Origin of the sequence: Bacillus luti (genome assembly GCF_009739945.1) — a bacterium.
In the GTDB taxonomy this organism is placed as follows: Bacteria; Bacillota; Bacilli; order Bacillales; family Bacillaceae_G; genus Bacillus_A; species Bacillus_A luti.
Genome location: NZ_CP040336.1, coordinates 932,473 through 954,296, shown reverse-complemented (window position 1 = coordinate 954,296; position 21,824 = coordinate 932,473). Strand labels below are relative to the sequence as shown.

The window sequence follows — 21,824 nt, the reverse complement described above, 5'->3', positions numbered from 1 at the left end:
TTTCTTTCTCCCCCTCTAAGCCACTTTCCTTACGCCTCAATATTGAAACTAATATCAAGTGCTTTCACTGAATGTGTTAACGCTCCAAGTGAAATATAATCTACCCCTGTTTTTCCGTATTTCGATAAATCTTCAATTGTAATGCCTCCTGAAGCTTCTGTAACGATGGCACTTGGAACAATCTTTGAAAACTCTCGAATCTCATCTGGCGTACGGTTATCAAACATAATAATATCCGCACCAGCAGCTACAGCTTCTCTCACTTGCTCCTCTGTTTCTGTCTCCACTTCCACTTTCACCATATGCCCTAATTTTTCTTTCACTGATGTAACGGCTTTCGTAATAGAACCAGCAAAAGCAATATGATTGTCTTTAATCATGACACCGTCATATAAACCGAAACGGTGATTAAATCCGCCGCCACATACAACTGCATACTTATCAAACATACGTAGTCCTGGCATTGTTTTTCGTGTATCACAAATACGAGTATGACTGCTATCTAACGCAAGAACAGCTTTATGCGTCATCGTCGCTATCCCGCTCATACGCTGAATAACGTTTAATATAACGCGCTCTGCCGTTAATAACGATGCGATTGGGCCTTGGACAGTTGCGATTATTTCGCCTTTTTCTACAAGATTTCCATCTTTTTTATGAAGCTCCACTTTAATTCTCTCATCAATTAATTTAAACCCTTCTTCAATTACTAAACGTCCCGCAAAGACCCCTGTATCCTTCGCAAGAAACGTTCCTTTTGAAAGTAAATTGTCCGGAAAAATAAGCTGAGATGTTACATCTCTTTCTCCTATATCTTCTAGAAAAAATCGATTTAATGCTTCTTTAACTTTTATCGTATTCATAAAGCCCCTCTTCCCCTCATTACACAAGTTGTAGTTTTCTTTTCACTCGAACGATCTCTTTCTTCCGTGTATTTCTATCTAGGTAATCACTTCGATAATGACCGCCAATACTTTCTTCTCTTTGCAGAGCTGATACAACTATAAGCTCACAAACTGTTAACATATTAATAAGCGTTATCTCTTCATTTGTAAGAGCATCATATTGTAATATCATATTTCGAACACCGTACTTACTAAGCCATCTCTGTGCATAAGATAAACTTTGCTCTGTTCGTACAATCCCAACATATTTCATCATGCATTCTTGTATTTCTTCTTTCGCCGGCAAATGCTTCAGAACGATAAATTTGTCTTCCTTCTCTGTTAGACCCTTCATTCTTTCTTTTACAGTTCTAGATAAAATATGTTGTCCGATTCTTTTCCCAAATACAAGGCCTTCTAACAATGAGTTACTCGCTAACCTATTTGCGCCGTGAACACCATTACAAGCTACTTCACCAACTGCGTATAAGTTAGGAATGGATGTTTCTCCATCACAGTTCGTTTTCACGCCGCCCATATGAAAATGTGCACCGGGCACGACTGGAATAAGTTTTTTATTTATATCGACACCATTCGTTTTACATATTGATGACACGGTCGGAAAACGTTGTTCAAAGTTTTGAATCATTTCGATATTTAAGTACACCTTTTCACCCGCAAGTAACTGTTCATGAATAGCCCTTGCCACTACATCGCGCGGTGCTAGATCCTGTTCAGGATGTACACCCATCATAAAACGCTGCCCTTTTCCATTTATAAGGACAGCTCCTTCTCCGCGAACAGCTTCAGAAATGAGGCCGGGGCACCGCCCGCCCGCGTATAACATCGTCGGATGAAATTGTATAAACTCTAAATCTACGAGCTCCCCACCCGCGCGGTACACCATCGCAAGTCCATCGCCTGTGATTGTTTCGTCATTAGAAGTAAAAGCGTATAAACCACCAATTCCTCCTGTTGCTAACACCGTATAATCTGCATCGTAACGCTTCAGTTCTCCTTCACTATTTCGCGTTAGAACTCCAACACATTTATCATTTTCTATAATAAAATCGAGCACCATTTCCTGTTCCACTACTGTAACGTACGGAGCTACTTCTTGTATGAAATGCTCTAATAAATTCTTTCCTGTTGCATCGCCACCTGCATGTAAAATACGACGCTTTCGATGTGCGCCTTCTTTTCCAAGATGAGGACCCGTTTCATCTCCATCAAATTCCATTCCGTTTTCAATGAGATTATTTATTTCTTTCGGTCCTTCCTCGACTAAATAACGGACGACTTCTTCCTTGTTATAATGACACCCTGCTACTAGCGTATCTTCAAAATGATCATGAGGATCATCATATGTAGCAACAGCTGCCGCAATTCCACCTTGGGCTAAATGTGTATTATTATTATGTTCTGTACCCTTTGTGATAATAATCACATTCTTTTCGTGACAAATCTCTTTTGCAACACGAAGTGCCGCAACGCCACTTCCAATAATTAAGACATCTGCACTTGGCATATTCGTTGCCTCCTACTTTACACTTTTCAACTGTCTTGACACCTATATTTACATAGTTTTAAAATAATGACAAGAGTTTTTTTATAATTCTTATTTTCACTACCATTTAAAAAATACAAGAAATGTAACTCTTACTAGAGAGAGGACCTTACATGATGATATATCTCGACTACGCGGCAACTACACCTATGAGCGCGGAAGCGTTACAAACATATACGAAAGCAGCAACACAATACTTTGGGAATGAACAAAGTTTACATGATATCGGAGGGACAGCCTCTTCTTTATTACAAATTTGCAGAAAAACATTTGCAGAAATGATTGGAGGAAAAGAACAAGGAGTATTTTTTACAAGCGGCGGTTCAGAATCTAACTATCTTGCGATTCAATCACTTCTAAATGCTAGAAGTGGAAAACACATTATTACGACACCTATGGAGCATGCATCCATTCGAAGTTATTTTCAATCTTTAGCATCACAAGGTTATACGATTACGGAAATTCCTGTTGATAAAGGTGGACTCATTCGTTTAGTAGATGTAGAAGCAGCTATTACAGAAGATACTGTTCTAGCAAGTATACAGCACGGAAACTCTGAAATCGGAACCGTTCAAAACATAGCAGAGATTGGGCTACTTTTAAAAAAATATAATGTTTTATTTCATACAGATTGTGTGCAAACGTTTGGCAAACTCCCTATCCATGTTTTTGAGATGGGGATTGATAGTCTGTCTGTTTCAGCACATAAAATATACGGGCCAAAAGGTGTCGGCGCTTGCTATATAAATCCGCAAGTTCGCTGGAAACAAATATTCCCAGGTACTTCTCACGAAAAAGGATTTCGCCCTGGTACAGTGAACGTTCCTGGAATTGCCTCTTTTTTAACAGCAGCTGAGAATATATTAAAAAATCATATGGAAGAGAATTTACGTTTTAAAGCGTTACGGACCTATTTTTTAGAACAATTACGAACACTTCCGCTAGAAATTGAAGTAGAAGGTCATTCTACTTCTTGTTTACCACATATTATTGGGGTTACAATAAAAGGAATAGAAGGTCAATATACTATGCTAGAATGTAATCGCCGCGGTATTGCCATTTCCACTGGCAGTGCATGCCAAGTCGGCAAACAAGACCCTTCGAAAACAATGCTTGCAATTGGAAAAACGTATGAAGAGGCAAAACAATATGTCCGCTTCTCTTTCGGACAGCAAACAACGAAAGATCAAATTGATACTACTATTCATGCACTACACACAATTGGAAATCAATTTTATAGAGGTGTTAAATCATAATGAAACAAAATGAACAAAAAAAGATTTTAGGTGAAGAAAGACGACAACTTATCCTGCAATGGCTTCTTGCTGCAAACGAACCGTTATCAGGGAATGAACTATCGAAAAAGACGAACGTAAGTAGACAAGTTATCGTGCAAGATATTTCCTTGCTTAAAGCAAGAAACGAACCAATTATTGCAACTGCTCAAGGCTACTTATATTTAAAACCACAAGAGAAACAACAGACTTTCGAACGGGTAATTGTATGCCAACATAAACCAGCAGAAGTACGTCAAGAACTTACAATGCTCGTTGATCACGGCGTTACGATTAAAGACGTAAAAGTTGAACATCCTGTATACGGTGACTTAACAGCATCCATTATGGTAAGTAATCGCTTTGATGTAGAGCAATATTTACAAAAAATCGAAAACACAAATGCTTCCTATCTTTCGCAACTTACAGATGGTATTCACTTACATACAATTGAAGCAGATTCAAAAGAAAAGTTAGATGCTGCTTGCGAGGCTTTAGATAAGGCAGGATTTCTCGTTTATTAATGTAAAGCACAGAGTTTTTATAATTCTCTGTGCTTTTTTAATGCTATAATATTGTAATCAATTATAAAGGAGATTACATATGGGAATTGAACTCGTTCACTTTAGCATTGGCAAACCGAAACAAATGAAATATGGCGAAGATAAAGAAATGATAACAGGTATATGTAAAGATTCTACGGAAGAAGCTTTTCTCTCAAAAGACGGCTTCCTTGGTGATGATGTAGCGGATTTAAAACATCACGGTGGACCTGATCGTGCAGTTTGTGTGTACCCACACGAGCATTACGCACTATGGGAAGAGGAATTCCAAACAACACTTCCAGCTTCCACATTTGGCGAAAACATTACCGTAACAAATATGTTAGAGCGTGATGTTTGCATCGGAGATACATATCAACTAGGCGAAGCAATCATTCAAGTAACACAAGCAAGAGTACCTTGTAGCACGATTTCAAAACGTCTTGGCATCCCTGGCATACTGCCGCGCATTGTAGCAACCGGATTTACTGGCTACTTATGCCGCGTTCTTCAAGAAGGTATCGTGCGTAAAGATTCTAAAATTACATTACTAGAGCGTCATCCAAACAATATTTCTGTTCTTTTCTCTAATGAAATCTATTTCCATAATAGAAAAGATAAAGATGGCATCGAGAAGATTCTTGCTGTCCCAGAACTAGCTGATATTTGGCGTGATCAGTTAGAGGATCGTCTTGCGAAGTTAAAATAAAAAATCCCACCTTCTGCAGGTGGGATTTTATTAATCTAGCACAATTGTTTCTGTTGCTTCGATAGAATAGACAGCTCCTCATCTCTTACAACCAATAAGAAGAATAACTCCCCAGCACCGTAACAGAAAAACCAAGTGCTTCAAGTTCCATCGTTACGCCTGGCAATAATACGTCATCGTATGCTTTATCGACATCGATTAAGAAAAAGTAATTTCCAAGACCTGTTTTCATCGGACGCGATTCGATTTTGGATAAGTTTAATTTTCTCCATGCGAAAGCTGATAACACTTGATATAGCGCTCCTGCATAATCCGCGGGTAACGTTATCATAAGCGTCGTTTTCTCTCCGCGATTTTCTCCGTTATTTGGGAGTACCGCTTTCTTTTTCTTATGCAGAACGAGGAAACGTGTATGATTGTTTTTATGCGTATGAATACCACTTCTTACAATTGCTAATCCGTATTTTTCTGCTGCTGCTTCGTTTGCAATAGCGGCGATTTTTTCTTCAGGATGTTCTTTCACATATTGTGCAGCGGCACTTGTTGATGTCATATCTCGAACGGTTACCCCTTTTAATTGTTCATTTAAAAACTTATGACATTGTGCAATAGCATGCGGATGAGAATGTACTGCATATACTTCTTCCCACACTTCTGCATACTGGGGATGCACAAGTAGATGTTGCTGAATCGGTACTGTAATTTCTCCTACAATGGAAAGCGGCTGTTCATGTACGAGATAATCGACCGTTATGTTTACTGAACCCTCAATCGCATTTTCTAACGGTACAACTGCGAAATCTACATTTTCATTTGCAGCTGCATCTATACAATCTGGAATCGTTCGATACGGTACATGCTCTGCTTCCGGAAAAAAACGACTCACCGCCATATTTGTAAATGTTGCTTCTGGTCCTAAATATCCTACTCGAATCATCGTCTTTTCCCCTCTTTTTCGTTTTCTTACTGTTATACCATACTTTTTTATATTCTTCTATGTAAATTTCGAATATTAAAAAAAGACTAGCATTCGCTAGTCTAAATGTTTCCTATATTCTCTTTGAGCGAAGAAGAAATACATGATACATGCAGCAATATAAAACAGAATAAACAAAGCTACTTTTCTTAATGAACCATCCATAAAGATCGTATTATGAAACGTATATAAAGCAACTGCACTATGCATACTCCCTACTATAATTGGCGCAAAAAATAGCATACACAATTGCCAGCGAGAAACCTTCCACACTTCTTCCTTCGTCATTCCAAGTTTAGAAAGTGCCCCGTACTGCTTTCGATCGGATGCAATATTATGAAACCATTTAAAATATACGATACTACATGAAGTAAGAAAGAATAATATACTAATGAATGAACCTACAAATAAAGTAATATCGCCAAACTCTTTCATATTCACATATAACTCCATATTACTTCGAAATGCGTTATTATCATCTTGTTTCATATGTTTCCGTAAAGCTTCATTTAATTTTTTCGTATTTTCAATATTTGGTAATGTGTATCCTCTATACATCATTTTTCCAGAATCCGGAACCTTATTTGCTATACTGTCAAAATCTTCATCATTCATAACGAAAAACAAACCGTTAATGTGCGAGAGGTGATAGTTAAATTGCACCCCTTCTTTCTGACCGTTAAATACGAATGGATACGTTTGATTCATTACTTGTAATTGAATCTCTTTTTGATTATATATATTCGAATGATTGTATTTACTATAATAAACAAGTGTAACCGTTCCTTTTTTAGGATGATACGTTTTCTGTTTTTGTTTTCTTGCCTCCTGATTGTATTCACTTTCTTTAATGAGCGGCGCTACTTCTGTTTCTCCCTTGTTGGACTGAAAAGATGCATACACTCCAACAAAACTCATAGATTGAAAATCATCATATCCATATTGATGCAGTAATTGTTCAACCGTACCTTCCTCAAAGACTTCATGGGTAGAAACACCTTTTTCTATGTATGAAAATGAGTGTGCGCCCCCATCTCGCCACATATCTTGCATGCTAGAAAAATATAAGAACACCGTACCTGTTGCCGTAACTACAAATGTCGTTGCCATAGAAAGCATAAAGAAAAAGCGACCATTTTCCTTCATTCGATGTGACAATTGATTCACTATAAATAAATACGGATATGTATACATAATCTTTTTATTTCGTTTAATCATTTCTAACAATTGGATTGTACCGTGTGTAAAAGAAAAGTACGTTCCGAAAAAGACAAGTATAGACACAGGGAAAAAATATAATCCGATCGTTTCCATTGTCACTTGTAGCGCTAACGCATATCCTGTCCCTAAACAAATAAAGCCGAATATACAAAGCCATATTGATGTTTTCTTCTCTTTTTTATCCGTTCGAAATTCTTTCAATAACCGAATGATTTTTATGTTCCATATACGTAAAGCACTTATAAAAGATAACAGAATAAAAACAAACATATATGTAATAAACGTTACCCCAATCGCTTTCACGTCAAACATGACAGGGAGTTCTTTCGGTAGACGCATTAGCATACTAAACACCATAAAAAAGAGTTTCAAAAAGATCATGCCAATCCCTATACCGAAAATATTAGCAAATACCCCAATCAATATTTGTTCGGTCATAATCACTCCTATTACGTTAGACTTCGTTGCTCCCATTAACATATATAACCCTAATTCTTTCTTACGCGCTTCTATGAAAATAGAAGTAGCGTACAATATAAATATGATAAAAAAAGAAATGATTATAACATTACATATGATAAGTCCCCAGCGTACGTTTTGATACCACAGCGTCTCCTGCATATACGGATGCACAATGACAGACATATATGCAAAAGACGCAAATATTGCAAAACAACTACTTAAGAAAAACACTTTATAATTACGCCAATTTCCTTTTATATTTTGTAGTGCTAGTTGCCGAATGTTCATCTATCGTCCCCCTATAACTTACTACATAGGCAAAAAGCTAGAGGTTTCTCTAGCTTTGCACGTGTTTCAAATATCCTCTTTGCGCGATCATAAAGTAAATCGCAGAAGCTATAACGTATGTTCCAATTACAATCGCACCTGATTTCCACAAATCCATATAAAGCATTTTTCCTAACGTATGAAGAGCAAATCCACTATGAATGGCGCCGATTACAATTGGGATAAAGAAGATAACACCCATTTGTCGAATTGCAATTTTACGAATTTCTTTATCTGTCATACCAATTCTCTTTAACGATTTAAATTGAATACGATCTTGTTCTTTATCGTTAAACCATTTAAAGTATGTCATACTACAAGCGAAGAAGAAGAACAGTACCGCTACGAAGAAACCAATAAACATTGTAATTGCTCCTGATTCCCTTATATTTTTATAAGCGAGCACCGAGTTATGTAATTCCTCTTGTTTATCGGGTGCAATTTCCTTTTTCAAATCTAACACAAGGTCTTCCGTACTCTTCCAGTCTTCTATATAATAACCGTAATATTTCGTCTTTTCTTCATCCGGTACGAGCTTTGCGTATTTCTCAAAATCTTGATCATTCACAATGAGATATTCACTATCATTAAAAACAGAAAATGAAGTTGGCTCATTTAATTGAACAGATTGCTTTTGTCCGTTAATTTTAATTTCATACGGTTTCGTACGATCTATCTTCATCATATCGTTCGCCATATCCATTATGACCATCGTTGCACTACCTGGTTCATTATGAACTTCTCTAACTTGCTCTCTCTTTTGTTTACGTACTTCAACGTTATATTCTTTTTCTGAAACAATCGCCATTGGCACTTCATGTTCACTGTTAAACATTGTGATTTTTTGAGTTCCAGGAAGTTTGACGTACGTTACTTCTCGCGCTTCTTCAAATCCGTGTTTTTTTATTAATTCTTTTGTTTTTCCTTCTTTGATGACATTATGCGTATGTATTCCCTTTTCCTCATACGAAATAGCATGTGGGGTACTAGTTGCTGCCTTATAACTCATATCCTCAAAAAATACGTACAGCGTACCAACTGCTGAAGATACAACTGCCGTAATGATAGAAATTACAAATAAAAAACGAGCATTATCTTTCATTTTATAAATAAGATTACTAAGTACGAACATATTTGGATATGTATAAAAAGATTTTTTTCGTTTTTGTAACGCCTTTAATACGACTGTACTACCTTGTGTAAACAGTAAATAAGTTCCGCCTATCGTCAGCCCTACAATCGGTAAAAAAAGCATGATAAAATTCATAAATGTCACTTGGAAGCTAAGTACATATGCAACAATAATACATCCTATACCCGCTACACATAACCATGTAAATGCAAAAGGTTCTACTTTTTGTTTTCTTGCTTCTCTTAATAAATCAATAATTTGCAAGCGTCCTACTGTCCACACGCTAAACAATGATAGGATTAAAAATAGAATAAAGTATACACCAGCTGTAATAAGAACTGCTTTACCATTCCATACGAGCGGAAGTGTTTTATCTATTTTTAATATTACACTTAGTGCTTGGAAAAATAACTTTGAACAAAGCATACCAAGTCCAATACCTACTATAATTGCAATACTACCTAACATAAGTTGTTCTAATATAATCATTCGGCCAAGTTGAGATTTCTTTCCGCCTATTAATGTTAATAAACCAAACTCTTTTTTTCTTGCTCGTAAAAACGTTGAATTGGCATATAAAATAAAGAGTGCTGAGAAAATGACTACAATATAATTCATCGATTCTAACCCTTTTGAAATCATATCCCTCATACTAATATTACCGCTTACGACATCTGGATGATAAATGAAGGAAGCATACATGAAAAATACGACAATCGATAAACAGCTACTTATAAGGAACGCTTTATAATTACGCCAATTTCCTTTTACGTTATTAAGCGCGAGCTGGCGAAAGTTCATGATATTCTCCTCCTAACATCGCAAGTACGTCTAGGATTTCTTGGAAAAAGGCTTGTTTCGTTCTTCCTTTATGAATTTCCGAGAAAATTTCTCCGTCGCGAATGAAGAGAATACGTTCGCAATAACTCGCCGCTACTGGATCATGCGTTACCATTGCAATGGTTACTTTCTTTTGCTCGTGTAAATCTTGCAATGCACTCATTAATGATTTCGCCGACTTCGAATCTAAGTTTCCAGTTGGTTCATCCGCTAAAATTAATGTCGGTTCATGAATGATTGCTCGTGCTGCTGCTGCACGTTGTTGTTGTCCGCCTGATACTTCATATACTTTTTTATTTAAAATTTCTTCGATATTTAAAAACTTTGCAATCTCAAGCACCTTTGCATCGATTTCATTTACAGATTTCTTCGCCATGACAAGTGGTAAAATGATATTTTCTTTAATCGATAACGTATCAAGTAAGTTAAAATCTTGGAAGATGAATCCTAAATGTGTACGGCGAAACTCCGCTAATTTCGCAGCACGCATTTGATTAATTTCTTCCCCATTTACAAGCACATGGCCTGAAGTTTGTTTATCAATTGTCGCTAATAAATTTAAGAGTGTTGTTTTTCCGCTTCCTGAAGGACCCATAATTCCTACAAATTCGCCTTCTTCAATTTTAAAATTTATATCATTTAAAGCAGTCGTCGCTACTGAACCTTTTGATTGATATACCTTTGTTAACCCTTTTACTTCAAGAACACTCATTTCTAATCCCCCTATGTGTTTTCTTCTTACATTTACTATAAGAAAAATAAGAAAAAGAAACGAGTGATTTCCCTTACAAAACGTTTTGTTATCTTACAGTTTTGTCATTTTTCTCATTAATGTATGATATTCTTCATCTTTGGCAAATTGAAACGTAAATGTTGTTCCTTCCCCTTCAGCCGATTGGACGTACATTCCATGATGTAAATTATCGCAAATTTCCTTCGTAATATATAAACCCATGCCAGTCGCTTCTCTCGTTTTACGGCCGTTTGTTCCCGTAAAGAATGGATCAAATATACGCTTTATATCTTGCTTTGGAATACCGATTCCATTATCTTTAATATGTAATAACACCTTTTGATCTTTCTCTTCAATTTGAAATTGAATTTCTTTTTTCTCTATTTCTGAAATTTTTGTATACTTAATTGCATTTACAACAATTTGACCGATCGCAATACTCAGCCATTTTCTATCCGATGCAACCATACACGTATCTTCTTCAAACATCACTTTCGGAAATACAGAAGATTGAATGAAAGACTTTCTATTTTCATTAATAATACCTCGAATGACATCTATCACATTTACTACTTCTACCTTATAATCTTTCGCAAACTGCTCTAGCCTTGCCATATGTAACGCTAAATCTAAACCATTTAGTATGCGGTTATTTTCTTCACGAATACTTTCAACTGTTTCTCTCGCTTCACGATGCTCTTTACCAAACTTCTGCAATACTAATTCAATAACAGATACTGGTGTTTTCATTTGATGAATCCATTGGTTCATAAATATCATTTGCTGTTGCTCTTTCGCATGTTGTTTATGAATTTCATTCATATATTGCTGTCTTAATAGCGTAAATGATTCCACAACCATCTCTTGCTCTGACGTATAAGAAGTATCAATAAGTAACGAGTCATGTAATGTATTCCCACTAGCAACATATTTTTCGATTCTCTTTAAAAACACACTCCGTTTTCGGTAATCGTAAATGAGGTATACAGTAAACACAACTGTCCCTAATAAAAGTCCATATAACCACGTACTCCAATCAATTGATCTTTTTTCTAAAAGATTTTGCAACTGCAATACGAGCCCGAATAAACAAAGACTAACAATATAAGAAAGAAGTAAAGAAAATCGGTCTATGAGGTAATTTTTAACCTTCATGCCCTTCGCCCCACTCTGTAAGAAGCGCATAACCATATCCTCTTTTTGTAACAATTGCATTTTTAATGCCTAGCTCCTCTAGCTTCTTTCTTACACGTTTCACATTTACGGTTAATGTATTATCATCAACAAATGCTACTTCGTCCCATAAAGCTTCTAACAGTTCTTCGCGCGTTACATATTGATTCGCCTGTTTCATTAAACACTCTAACAAGTAAAATTCATTTTTAGTTAGTTCTGTTTGTTGTCCTTGCCACTCAACCACATGTTGGGACGGAAATAACAACAATCCATTAACACCTAAACAATCACTTTCTGCCGCAGAAGCATACTCACCATATCCACGTCGAAGTGCACTTTTCACCTTTGCCATTACGATATCTAAATGGAACGGCTTCGTAATGTAATCATCTCCACCATTTTCAATTGCCATTACTTGATCCATTTCCCCTGTTCTTGCAGAAACAAAAATAATCGGCGCATTCGATACACTTCGAATTTGACGACACCAATAGAAACCATCAAAATACGGCAAATTAATATCTAGTAATACGAGATGTGGATTCACTTTCACAAACTCATCTTTAATATGACGTAAATCACTTGCTCTAAATGACTGATAGCCATACCTTTGTAAATGCTCCTCTAATATTCCCGCGATTTTTTCATCGTCTTCTACAATTAATATTTTATACATGTTTTTTCTCCCCATAAAAGAATTCTTCTAAAATTACTCCTTTTTCCATTATAAATTGAAAATTTAATTAGTGGGGATATTTTCCTATAACAATTGGACTTTTGCGATATAAAAAAAAGACTGCCCTATTTCGGCAGTCTTAATCGATAAATTCAAATTCATATTCAAGAATTTTTACAATATCTCCGTCTTTTGCACCACGTGCACGAAGCGCTTCATCGATACCCATTCCGCGCATTTGGCGAGCGAAACGACGTATAGATTCATCACGTGAGAAGTCTGTCATTTTGAATGTCTTCTCAATATCGTAACCAGAAATAACAAACGTGCCGTCACTTTCACGTGTAATTTCAAATTTAACACCTTCAGTATCAAATTTGTACATTACACTTGCTTCAGACTCATCGACAACATCATGCATTGGGAATTCTGGTGTTGTTTCTAATAAGTTCGCTACTTCAAATAGTAAGTCACGAACACCTTGTTTCGTTACAGCTGAGATTGGGAAGATTTTTACTTCATCTCCCACTTTCTCTTTAAATGCTTGTAAGTTTTCTTCTGCATCTGGCATATCCATTTTGTTTGCAACAACAACTTGTGGACGCTCTGTTAGACGCATATTGTATTCTTTTAGCTCATTATTGATTGTAACATAATCTTCATATGGCTCACGGCCTTCTAAACCAGACATATCAATAACATGCACGATTACACGTGTACGCTCGATATGACGTAAGAATTGGTGTCCAAGTCCAACGCCTGCATGTGCGCCTTCAATTAGTCCAGGAAGGTCAGCCATTACGAAGCTGCGGTTATCACCAGTTTCAACAACACCAAGATTCGGAACGATTGTTGTAAAGTGATACTCTGCAATTTTCGGACGTGCTGATGATACAACAGATAATAATGTAGATTTACCTACACTTGGGAATCCGACAAGTCCAACGTCTGCTAGCACTTTAAGTTCTAGGATGACATCACGTTCTTGACCTGGTTCCCCGTTCTCAGCGATTTCTGGCGCTGGGTTCGTAGCTGTTGCGAAACGTGAATTACCACGGCCACCACGGCCACCTCTTGCGATTACAGCTGTTTGTTCATGCGTTACTAAATCAGCAAGGATTTGACCTGTTTTTTCATCTTTTACTACTGTTCCTGGTGGAACCTTTACGATTAAATCTTCAGATTTACGTCCGTGCTGACCTTTACTCATTCCGTGCTGACCGCGATCAGCTTTGAAATGACGTTGGTAGCGGAAGTCCATTAATGTACGTAAGCCTTCTTCAACTACGAAAACAACATCTGCACCTTTACCGCCGTCGCCACCTGCTGGGCCACCTTTAGGAACATACTTCTCACGACGATACGCAACCATACCGTTACCACCGTCGCCGCCTTTTACATATATCTTGACCTGATCTACAAACATTATTTCACCACACTTTTTTCAATTGGTTGTAATATAACTGAGACTTCTTCGTCTCTTACTGTATAAGAAATGGAACACCATTTATTGTTTTGGTTCGCAAGCCAATTCTGTAGTTCTTCTACACTCGTTAGCTTACCACGAAAATCAAAAAAGAAACGAGCATTCTCCGCGTCACATTCAATTGTGATACAAACATAATTTTCAACATATACGTCTAAACTATGCTGAAGTATTGAGAAAAATTGATTCGTCCATGTACACACAGTCTCATCTAAGTGAGATAAGTTATGTAAATTCCCTAATACTTCGTACTCCAATAAGCACGGCTGCTGTTTCCAATTATATGTTAAAATCCACTCTGAAAATAAAGGCATCGATAGCCCCATCAGATTGGATTCTTGTCTCGCTTCTTGGACAAAACGATCGATGAGCTTATGAATCTCTTCCACTTTTCCAAGGGAAAGGTTTCCTTTAACCATCTGCATACGATTGAGCCAATCATGTCTTGAATGACGCAATGCATCTATAATTGTCCATTTTTCATTCATTTAGATACCCCTTAATATAGAAAAACTCTAACCTGCACTCAGGTTAGAGTTTTCCGTGAGTTCTTATGCTTCTTGAGCAACAGGATATACGCTCACTTGTTTGCGGTCACGGCCAAGACGCTCGAAGCGTACTACGCCGTCAACTTTCGCGTATAAAGTGTCATCGCCACCACGACCAACGTTAACACCTGGATAAATTTTTGTACCGCGTTGACGGTAAAGAATTGAACCACCTGAAACCGTTTGACCATCTGCGCGTTTAGCACCAAGACGTTTTGACTGAGAGTCACGACCGTTCTTTGTACTACCTACACCTTTCTTAGATGCGAAAAACTGAAGATCTAATCTTAACATACGTTACACCTCCTGCACTTTTTCTATTAAACGGATATACTTTCCGTAATCAAGTTCGATCGTCTTAAGCGAAACAACCAATCCTTCTAAAAGTATCTGTGCTTTTTCTGCTGTATGAACGTCTAAATCATTAGGCAATTCATACGTTAAGAATCCGCCATCACTTCCGAGTTCAATAGTTGCCTGCACATTACAAAGTTCTTCCACTGCATTTATAGAACCAAACACAACCGCTGTAGTTCCAGCACAGACAAGGTCTTGTCCATGTGGCGCATAATCGGCATGTCCAGTCATTTTAAATGATTGGATACTTCCTAATTTCGTGCGACTTATCGTAATTTTAATCATGTTAACCAGAATTAAGCGTTGATAGCTTCAACAACTAGCTTAGTGTAAGGTTGACGATGACCTTGTTTCTTACGATTGTTCTTTTTCGCTTTGTATTTGAAAACGATGATTTTCTTAGCGCGACCTTGTTTTTCAACTTTCGCAGTAACTGTTGCACCTTCTACAACTGGGCTACCAACTTTAACGTTTTCGCCACCAACGAAAAGAACTTTGTCAAAAGTAACAGTTTCACCAGCTTCAACATCTAATTTTTCAATGTAGATTGCTTGACCAGCTTCAACTTTAATTTGTTTTCCACCTGTTTCGATAATTGCGTACATACTTGCACCTCCTCTTAATTACTAAGACTCGCCAAAAACGAGGTAGACATAAATGCCTTTAGGGAACCTGTCTTGTGCGGTTGTAGCATATAGCCGTTTAGGTGCTATAAACTATAACATAAAGATGTTACCATAATTCGTTGACTATTGTCAATGAATCTTCTACTAACTATTTTTTCCGTTCTATAATTTCTTTTTTACTCCCAAAACGGATAATAGCGTACTTTTCGATCATATCATCTTTGAAATAAATTTCAAATGGAATATTTTTTTGTAATTCTTTTTGTAAAAATTGTTTTTGCAGATTTTTAGGCGCAGCGATTAACACCGCCTCATCTTCTATATTGCCATATGTGATTAGTTCTCTCTCTAACTCATACGCAATTGTTTCATACGACATAACATATCCCGTCGCTTTGCAAGGCACACACTCCTCTAGTAATACGTCACGTAAAGAATGTTTTTTGCGTTTACGAGTCATCTCCAAAATCCCTAACTCAGTAAATCCAAGCACTCTTGTATACGTACGATCCCCTTGCATAGCAGCTATGAGGCATTCTCTTACCTTTTCTTTATCTTCTTTTCTTTTCATATTAATAAAATCAATTAATATCATACCACCAATATCACGAAGTCTTAATTGACGCGCAATCTCTTCAGCAGCTATTTCATTTGTGCGAAGAACTGTATCTTGTAAGTTTTGTTTTCCAGTAAACTTGCCCGTATTCACATCAATTACAGTCATCGTCTCCATTTGTTCCACAATTAAATAAGCACCATTTGGGAGCCACACAATTTTTTGAAGTGCTTTCTCGATCTCACGCTCTATTCCAAAATGGTTAAACATTGAAGACTTTTCATTATAAAAAGATACCTTTTCTTTACCGACTTTTTCTTCTAATTCTTTTACTATACTTCTTGTATCTACAACTACTTTTTCAATTGTTTCAATTGGGTTCTCTTGAAATACACGATCTAAAAAAGTCGCCGGTCGATGAAGTAATAATGGCGCTTTCCCCTGACTCTCTTTTCTTTTTAACTCTTCATATAACTGCTGCAACCTTTGCATTTCAGCTTGTATTTCTTCAATTGTTCCTTTTTCAGAAGCAGAGCGGAAAATATATCCTCCTGTTCCTTCTACCTCAATTTGAAGTAATTCTTGCCTTCTTTTATTATTTTTTATTTTCCGAGAAACAGCGCGCATTTCATCAAACGGCATATAAACAACATATTTCCCTGTAAACTCTATATTCGCTGTCAATTTAGGACCTTTCGTATCAATTGCCTCTTTCACGACTTGTACGAGCACTGCTTGTCCTTCATGTATACGGTAGGAAGGTGGTACATCATCATAAGAAAGGTACGCATGTTTTTCTAAACCTATATTTACAAATGCCGCGTTCATTCCAGCAATTGTCCTTACAATACGTCCAACATAAATATGTCCAACAATTTCTTGCTCTTCATTACGTTGCCATAGAAATTCAACAATTTTTTTCTTTTCTTCAATTGCTACTCTCTTTTCCGATCCAGCATAATTCATATATAACGTCTTCAAAATTATTTCCTCACTTTATAATCTTCTTTGCTTTTACAATAATAAAAGGTTAGTGCTATCGTCAACACTAACCGATTAATTCTTCAACAGATGAAGTTGTTCGTTTTTCAGTAAAATACGCATAGAGTAATTCATTCTCATCCAATGTATAATGCTCTTTATATTCTCCATGGACGATAATAGAGTGCTTATACCCTCTCCGAAATTTTGTAAAGATTGTATATAGACGATCGTCTGATTGCACCTCAATAGGTGCAATCTTTTCAATTCCCCTTTTATTCCCATAATAACGTTCTAATAAGAAGCGCATAAACGCATAGCGTCTTTGTTTCCACTCTTGATATAACGACACTGCCAAAAATATGAGTAATACCCACATCATAATATTGTTACTATTCCAAAGTAACTGCCATCCTAATATTACACCAAAAAAAACACATGACAATTTCATCATCTTTTCATGTGCTTGCAAATAAGGAAAACGATATGAGAGTACATTAAACAGTACTTTTCCGCCATCAAGTGGCCAAATAGGTAATAAATTAAATGCTAAAATCACTATATTGTTCCACATAAAGAAAGAATATAACTCCGCACCCAGCCAACCAGCTTCAAACAGTGCATAACCAACCATCATCATCCAAACGTGTTGAACAGGTCCTGCAATTACGACAACAAGCTCCTCTTTCAACGACTTATTTCCATGTTCCTCAAGCTCAGCTACACCACCAAATGGTAACAGCTGAATTCTTTTAATACGCCAATTATAATATGCTGCTGCAAAAGCGTGCCCAAGTTCATGAATAAGAACAATACAAAATAACAATAGCAATTCTTTAAAACGCGCCGTAAAAATACCAATGACAATAATAACCCAAAACAACGGATGAACTGAAATCTTTGTTAAAACATCCCTATATTTAATCAAATGAAATCACCTGAATTGGGTCAATAAATTTTTCATTCTTTTTTATCGCGAAATAAAACTTGCCATTTTTATTATTTTCATCATTATTCACCGTACCAATTTTTTGTTTCTTTGAAACGTAATCATATAATTTTACCGACATGTCATTTAAATTTGCATACCATGACTCAGTACCATCTGCATGCTGGATTTGAATTGTATTTCCAAGTTCCTCTTTCTTACCTGCAAAAACAACTAATCCTTCATTTACAGACTCCACTGTTGCATTTGTAGCTGTTTGGACAAATACACCTTGGCCATTTTTTTGAAATCCTTGCATTACCTTTCCTGAAGCAGGAATTGCATAATCCTTTTGTTGAATCGTCCCTTCCTTTTTCTCGCTAGGCGAATAAAAGACGAGAGGTTTTCCAAACTGTTTTTCATACCATTTCGCTACCGTAGCAAACTGAAATTCCTCTTTCATCACCCTCTCTGTAACAGCCTTAGCCCCATCGAAAGTTGAAGGAGCATTCTTATATAAAATAGCAACAGAAAGCACTAATATTGCTGATAATAACACTTTGAAGAAAAATATTTCTTTCCGGAACAAAGGGTGAATTTCCTTCTCTCCCTCTTCAACAAATACCGTTTCGCTATCAAAATTCCCTCCAGCAAAATATTGCTCTTCCTCCATCCTTTCTTGCTCTGCCTTCCTCTTCGCAATCCGCTTTTTAATTTCTTCTACACGTCTATTCTTCATACTGTCTCCTTTCTTTCGTTAAGCTAATTTAAGTAGAAACAGTTGTATACAGTTTGTACATATGTATGAGCTAGGAAAGAAAGATATTCATGTGAAGAAAAAAGAAAGCACCTCGCGTATGTGCGAAGTGCTTTTAACGGATTCCAAAGAAGTTTTTCACCTTTGTAAATACCGATAATTTTTCTTGTTCAAATGCTTGTAATGGTACATTCTCACCTAACAAGCGTCTTGCAATATTACGATAAGCTAACGCTGCTTTTCCACTCGGTTGCAACGCTACAGGCTCACCTGTATTTGTAGCTCGAATAACTTCATCATCATCCTCAACAACACCAAGAAGCTCAATTGACAATGTACGTACGATTTCATCAACATCTAACATATCCTGTTCATGAAGCATATGACTACGCACACGGTTAATAACAAGTTTCGGTGGTTCAATATCCTCTTTTTCTAAAAGCCCGATAATACGATCCGCATCGCGCATTGAGGATACTTCTGGTGTCGTAACGACGATTGCTTTATCCGCACCAGCTACCGCATTTTTAAATCCCTGCTCAATCCCCGCAGGACAATCAATTAATATGTAATCATAATCTTGACGTAATACTTGTATTAATTCATCCATTTGTTCAGGTGTTACCGCTGATTTATCACTCGTTTGTGCTGCAGGTAATAAATAAAGATCATCAAAACGTTTATCTTTAATAAGAGCCTGAGGTAAACGGCAACGCCCTTCAACGACATCAACAAGATCAAATACAATACGATTTTCCAGCCCCATTACTACGTCTAAGTTTCGAAGACCAATATCTGTGTCAATTAAGCACACTTTCTTTCCAGATAACGCTAGGGCTGTACCAATGTTCGCAGACGTTGTAGTTTTACCTACTCCGCCCTTTCCAGATGTAATTACTATTGCCTCTCCCACAGCTATACAATTCCCCTTTCTAACTTTGTTAAATTAGGTCTAAGATGAGTGAGAAGTTGCAGGCGATCGACAACAATGTGATTATTCTCATTAATATACGCACATTCTGCCGTCTCCGCTCCGTCTTCTTTCTCTTCCGGAGCCCGCATTGTCACATCATTAATTCGAAGTTGCATCGGGTTCATAACAGATGCCGCAATAACAGCTTCGGCATCTCCATCACAACCGGCGTGTGCAATTCCTCTTAATGATCCCACAACAAAAATATTCCCCCCAGCGATAACCGTTCCGCCTGGATTAACATCTCCAATTAACAATAAATTTCCTTTTACGCGTAATACTTGTCCAGAGCGAACAATTTTGGAAATAGGGACAATTTCTGTTTCTTCTTTCCAAGCTATTGCTTCCGCTTTAGTCATAACGTCACTTTCAATTGAATCCACAACGAGATTCTTCTTATTACGAATTAACGTACGAATCTCTTCTTGTTGGACTTCTGTTAAATAACGATTGCCTACTTTCACGTGCACTTCAATTAAAGAGTGCCCGTCGCCACCATAGTAATGTGTAGAAAGCTTTTCGTCCAATTCACTTAGCAATTCAGAGAATGAACAGCAATCATCTAAATGAAGCGTTATCCCGTCTTTTGTCCCTTTTATCGTTACATTTTGTTGCTTTTTTTCTTCCACTAAAGTTCACCCCACCGATTCAATTCGACATAAAATTAGAAAATCCTTTTTTCTTTTTCTTCCATCGCTTTTGAAAGACGCGTTAAATATCGTCTCAGTGGGAAACAAACTATTAATAGGAAAATTCCATTTAGCAATAAAGTAGCTAGGAGACGATCTGTGAAAAAGACATACGCTGACATATGAGTACGTCCTAACAAAGTTAAAAATCCATACACATAATACTCTAGTGCTGCAATGCTAGCTAATACGATAGAAACGACAATAAATAAATTCAATTGCAATATCTTCATTACACTATAGACTAAGTAAGCTAAAATCGGATAAGCAAATATATATACGCCGACAAGTTCTGTGTATACGGTATCAAATAAGAAACCAAATAATAGTCCGTAATAAATCCCTTGGACCGGACTATAATACACTGTAATAAAACATAACACAATTATAAAGAAGTGCGGTGCTGCTATACTGTCTTTCCAAAAAACATCCGTTGGAACAACAGTAGCAAACATATTTTCAAATAGAAAAACAAAAAGGAGCAAAAGAGGAAGAGCTGCTCTTTTTAAAATCTTCATCATCTCTTCTTCTCCCCCTATTCTAATGGCGCTGAAGGCGTTGCACGTTTAGCAACTATAATATGCTCTACGTCATTTAAATCAGCGGCAGGTTTTACATAAGCAGTTTTTGTTAAGCCGTATGGATCTGGCTGAACATCAACGATTTTTCCGATGACAAGACCTTTCGGGAAAATATCACCAAGTCCTGATGTTACAACTAGTTGATCTTTTTCTACCGGTGCATCAGAGCCAATCTTTGTGAAAAGAAGTAATTGTTTTTCTTTATCATAACCTTCAATCAATCCAAAGATTTTCTCTTGCCCTTGTACAATAGCAGAAACACGGTTTGTTCGACTCATAGAACTTAACAGCTCTACTGATGATGTAAACTGAGATACACTTTTCACTCTTCCAACTAAACCTTGTGAAGTGATTACAGCCATATCTTTTTTAATTCCTTGCTGTGCCCCTTTATCAATCCCAATTAAATCGTACCATTTATCTGGATTACGAGAGACGACAGTAGCTGGAATTTCAGTATAATCGCTATTCAACTGTGTTTTACCAGTTAACTCTTGTAATTTCTTTTTGTCATCTTCTAATTGCTTTACGTCACCTGATAACTTTGCATAGTTATCTAATTTTGCTTTTAATTCTTTATTCTCTTCATACGTGCGCTTTACATCTTCTACGTTTTCGAAGAATCCGGCAACATAATTCGCTGGCTTTTGGAATACACGTTCTACAACACCGACAGTATCTTTTATAAACTGCTCTGGCCATGTTAAACTGTTCCGTTCTTTCAATGAAATTCCAATCAATGCCACGAGAAGAATAATACTAACTAACAAAACAATTAATCTTTTGTTTAAGAAAAACTGTGGCACGTTCACACCCTCTTAAT

The 21,824-nt window shown here is 36.8% G+C and carries 23 protein-coding genes and 1 other annotated feature; of the genes, 3 read left to right on the top strand and 20 right to left on the bottom strand.

The window, feature by feature from the left end:
• Positions 1 to 29: 29 nt before the first annotated feature.
• Both nadC and nadB read right to left on the bottom strand, forming a co-directional pair.
• On the bottom strand, positions 30 to 863 hold the full coding sequence (gene nadC / locus EUC40_RS04905) for a carboxylating nicotinate-nucleotide diphosphorylase (protein WP_071713307.1): 834 nt from the start codon (positions 861 to 863) through the stop codon (positions 30 to 32).
• Between the two features lie 19 nt (positions 864 to 882).
• The gene (gene nadB / locus EUC40_RS04900) at positions 883 to 2,412 is read right to left on the bottom strand and encodes an L-aspartate oxidase (protein WP_156573914.1); all 1,530 of its coding nucleotides are present in this window, start codon (positions 2,410 to 2,412) and stop codon (positions 883 to 885) included.
• A gap of 152 nt (positions 2,413 to 2,564) precedes the next feature.
• On the opposite strand from nadB, the gene EUC40_RS04895 reads away from it, so the two are divergent.
• The 3 genes from EUC40_RS04895 to EUC40_RS04885 all read left to right on the top strand — a co-directional run bounded on the left by EUC40_RS04895 (position 2,565) and on the right by EUC40_RS04885 (position 4,976).
• Entirely contained in the window at positions 2,565 to 3,707 is a 1,143-nt protein-coding gene (locus EUC40_RS04895; protein WP_156573912.1) for an IscS subfamily cysteine desulfurase, read from the top strand.
• The gene (locus tag EUC40_RS04890) at positions 3,707 to 4,249 is read left to right on the top strand and encodes a transcription repressor NadR (RefSeq protein ID WP_000812275.1); all 543 of its coding nucleotides are present in this window, start codon (positions 3,707 to 3,709) and stop codon (positions 4,247 to 4,249) included. Before EUC40_RS04895 ends, EUC40_RS04890 begins: the two co-directional genes overlap by 1 nt.
• Positions 4,250 to 4,328: 79 nt before the next feature.
• Positions 4,329 to 4,976: an MOSC domain-containing protein gene (locus tag EUC40_RS04885; protein WP_156573910.1), complete on the top strand. Its 648-nt coding sequence runs from the start codon at positions 4,329 to 4,331 to the stop codon at positions 4,974 to 4,976.
• Positions 4,977 to 5,061: 85 nt separating this feature from the next.
• On the opposite strand, the gene pheA is transcribed toward EUC40_RS04885, so the two are convergent.
• The 18 genes from pheA to mreC form a co-directional block, all read right to left on the bottom strand.
• On the bottom strand, positions 5,062 to 5,913 hold the full coding sequence (gene pheA / locus EUC40_RS04880) for a prephenate dehydratase (RefSeq protein ID WP_071713311.1): 852 nt from the start codon (positions 5,911 to 5,913) through the stop codon (positions 5,062 to 5,064).
• 96 nt (positions 5,914 to 6,009) lie between these two features.
• Positions 6,010 to 7,923, bottom strand: coding sequence for an ABC transporter permease (locus tag EUC40_RS04875; protein ID WP_156573908.1), 1,914 nt, complete (start codon positions 7,921 to 7,923; stop codon positions 6,010 to 6,012).
• Positions 7,924 to 7,972: 49 nt separating this feature from the next.
• A complete protein-coding gene (locus EUC40_RS04870; protein WP_156573905.1) occupies positions 7,973 to 9,895 on the bottom strand; it encodes an ABC transporter permease in 1,923 nt (640 codons plus the stop codon).
• Entirely contained in the window at positions 9,870 to 10,646 is a 777-nt protein-coding gene (locus tag EUC40_RS04865) for an ABC transporter ATP-binding protein (RefSeq protein WP_000114530.1), read from the bottom strand. Before EUC40_RS04865 ends, EUC40_RS04870 begins: the two co-directional genes overlap by 26 nt.
• Before the next feature lie 93 nt (positions 10,647 to 10,739).
• Positions 10,740 to 11,822, bottom strand: a complete 1,083-nt coding sequence (locus tag EUC40_RS04860) for a HAMP domain-containing histidine kinase (protein ID WP_156576915.1) — start codon at positions 11,820 to 11,822, stop codon at positions 10,740 to 10,742.
• Positions 11,812 to 12,519 carry a response regulator transcription factor gene (locus EUC40_RS04855; protein ID WP_156573903.1) on the bottom strand — a complete coding sequence of 236 codons (708 nt, stop codon included), beginning with the start codon at positions 12,517 to 12,519 and terminating at the stop codon, positions 11,812 to 11,814. Before EUC40_RS04855 ends, EUC40_RS04860 begins: the two co-directional genes overlap by 11 nt.
• A gap of 139 nt (positions 12,520 to 12,658) precedes the next feature.
• Positions 12,659 to 13,945: a GTPase ObgE gene (gene obgE / locus EUC40_RS04850; protein ID WP_000497124.1), complete on the bottom strand. Its 1,287-nt coding sequence runs from the start codon at positions 13,943 to 13,945 to the stop codon at positions 12,659 to 12,661.
• The gene (locus EUC40_RS04845; RefSeq protein ID WP_071713316.1) at positions 13,945 to 14,493 is read right to left on the bottom strand and encodes a sporulation initiation phosphotransferase B; all 549 of its coding nucleotides are present in this window, start codon (positions 14,491 to 14,493) and stop codon (positions 13,945 to 13,947) included. The genes obgE and EUC40_RS04845 overlap by 1 nt, the downstream gene beginning before the upstream one ends.
• 63 nt (positions 14,494 to 14,556) lie before the next feature.
• A complete protein-coding gene (rpmA, locus tag EUC40_RS04840) occupies positions 14,557 to 14,847 on the bottom strand; it encodes a 50S ribosomal protein L27 (RefSeq protein ID WP_000944957.1) in 291 nt (96 codons plus the stop codon).
• Between the two features lie 3 nt (positions 14,848 to 14,850).
• A complete protein-coding gene (locus EUC40_RS04835; RefSeq protein WP_001993153.1) occupies positions 14,851 to 15,195 on the bottom strand; it encodes a ribosomal-processing cysteine protease Prp in 345 nt (114 codons plus the stop codon).
• A gap of 11 nt (positions 15,196 to 15,206) precedes the next feature.
• The gene (gene rplU / locus EUC40_RS04830) at positions 15,207 to 15,515 is read right to left on the bottom strand and encodes a 50S ribosomal protein L21 (protein ID WP_000270907.1); all 309 of its coding nucleotides are present in this window, start codon (positions 15,513 to 15,515) and stop codon (positions 15,207 to 15,209) included.
• 14 nt (positions 15,516 to 15,529) lie between these two features.
• Positions 15,530 to 15,607, bottom strand: a sequence feature (ribosomal protein L21 leader region).
• A gap of 77 nt (positions 15,608 to 15,684) precedes the next feature.
• A complete protein-coding gene (locus tag EUC40_RS04825; RefSeq protein WP_098662578.1) occupies positions 15,685 to 17,073 on the bottom strand; it encodes an Rne/Rng family ribonuclease in 1,389 nt (462 codons plus the stop codon).
• Between the two features lie 67 nt (positions 17,074 to 17,140).
• Positions 17,141 to 18,001 carry a stage IV sporulation intramembrane metalloprotease SpoIVFB gene (gene spoIVFB / locus EUC40_RS04820; protein ID WP_000599062.1) on the bottom strand — a complete coding sequence of 287 codons (861 nt, stop codon included), beginning with the start codon at positions 17,999 to 18,001 and terminating at the stop codon, positions 17,141 to 17,143.
• Positions 17,994 to 18,740 carry a stage IV sporulation protein SpoIVFA gene (gene spoIVFA, locus EUC40_RS04815; protein ID WP_000797470.1) on the bottom strand — a complete coding sequence of 249 codons (747 nt, stop codon included), beginning with the start codon at positions 18,738 to 18,740 and terminating at the stop codon, positions 17,994 to 17,996. The genes spoIVFB and spoIVFA overlap by 8 nt, the downstream gene beginning before the upstream one ends.
• Positions 18,741 to 18,873: 133 nt before the next feature.
• Positions 18,874 to 19,671 (bottom strand): septum site-determining protein MinD, encoded by a 798-nt coding sequence (gene minD, locus EUC40_RS04810; RefSeq protein WP_071713318.1) that lies wholly within the window; start codon positions 19,669 to 19,671, stop codon positions 18,874 to 18,876.
• Between the two features lie 2 nt (positions 19,672 to 19,673).
• Positions 19,674 to 20,360, bottom strand: a complete 687-nt coding sequence (minC, locus tag EUC40_RS04805) for a septum site-determining protein MinC (RefSeq protein WP_000391524.1) — start codon at positions 20,358 to 20,360, stop codon at positions 19,674 to 19,676.
• A 35-nt stretch (positions 20,361 to 20,395) separates the two neighbouring features.
• Positions 20,396 to 20,941, bottom strand: a complete 546-nt coding sequence (gene mreD, locus EUC40_RS04800) for a rod shape-determining protein MreD (RefSeq protein ID WP_071713319.1) — start codon at positions 20,939 to 20,941, stop codon at positions 20,396 to 20,398.
• A gap of 14 nt (positions 20,942 to 20,955) precedes the next feature.
• Positions 20,956 to 21,807 carry a rod shape-determining protein MreC gene (mreC, locus tag EUC40_RS04795; RefSeq protein ID WP_001135469.1) on the bottom strand — a complete coding sequence of 284 codons (852 nt, stop codon included), beginning with the start codon at positions 21,805 to 21,807 and terminating at the stop codon, positions 20,956 to 20,958.
• Between the last annotated feature and the right edge of the window lie 17 nt (positions 21,808 to 21,824).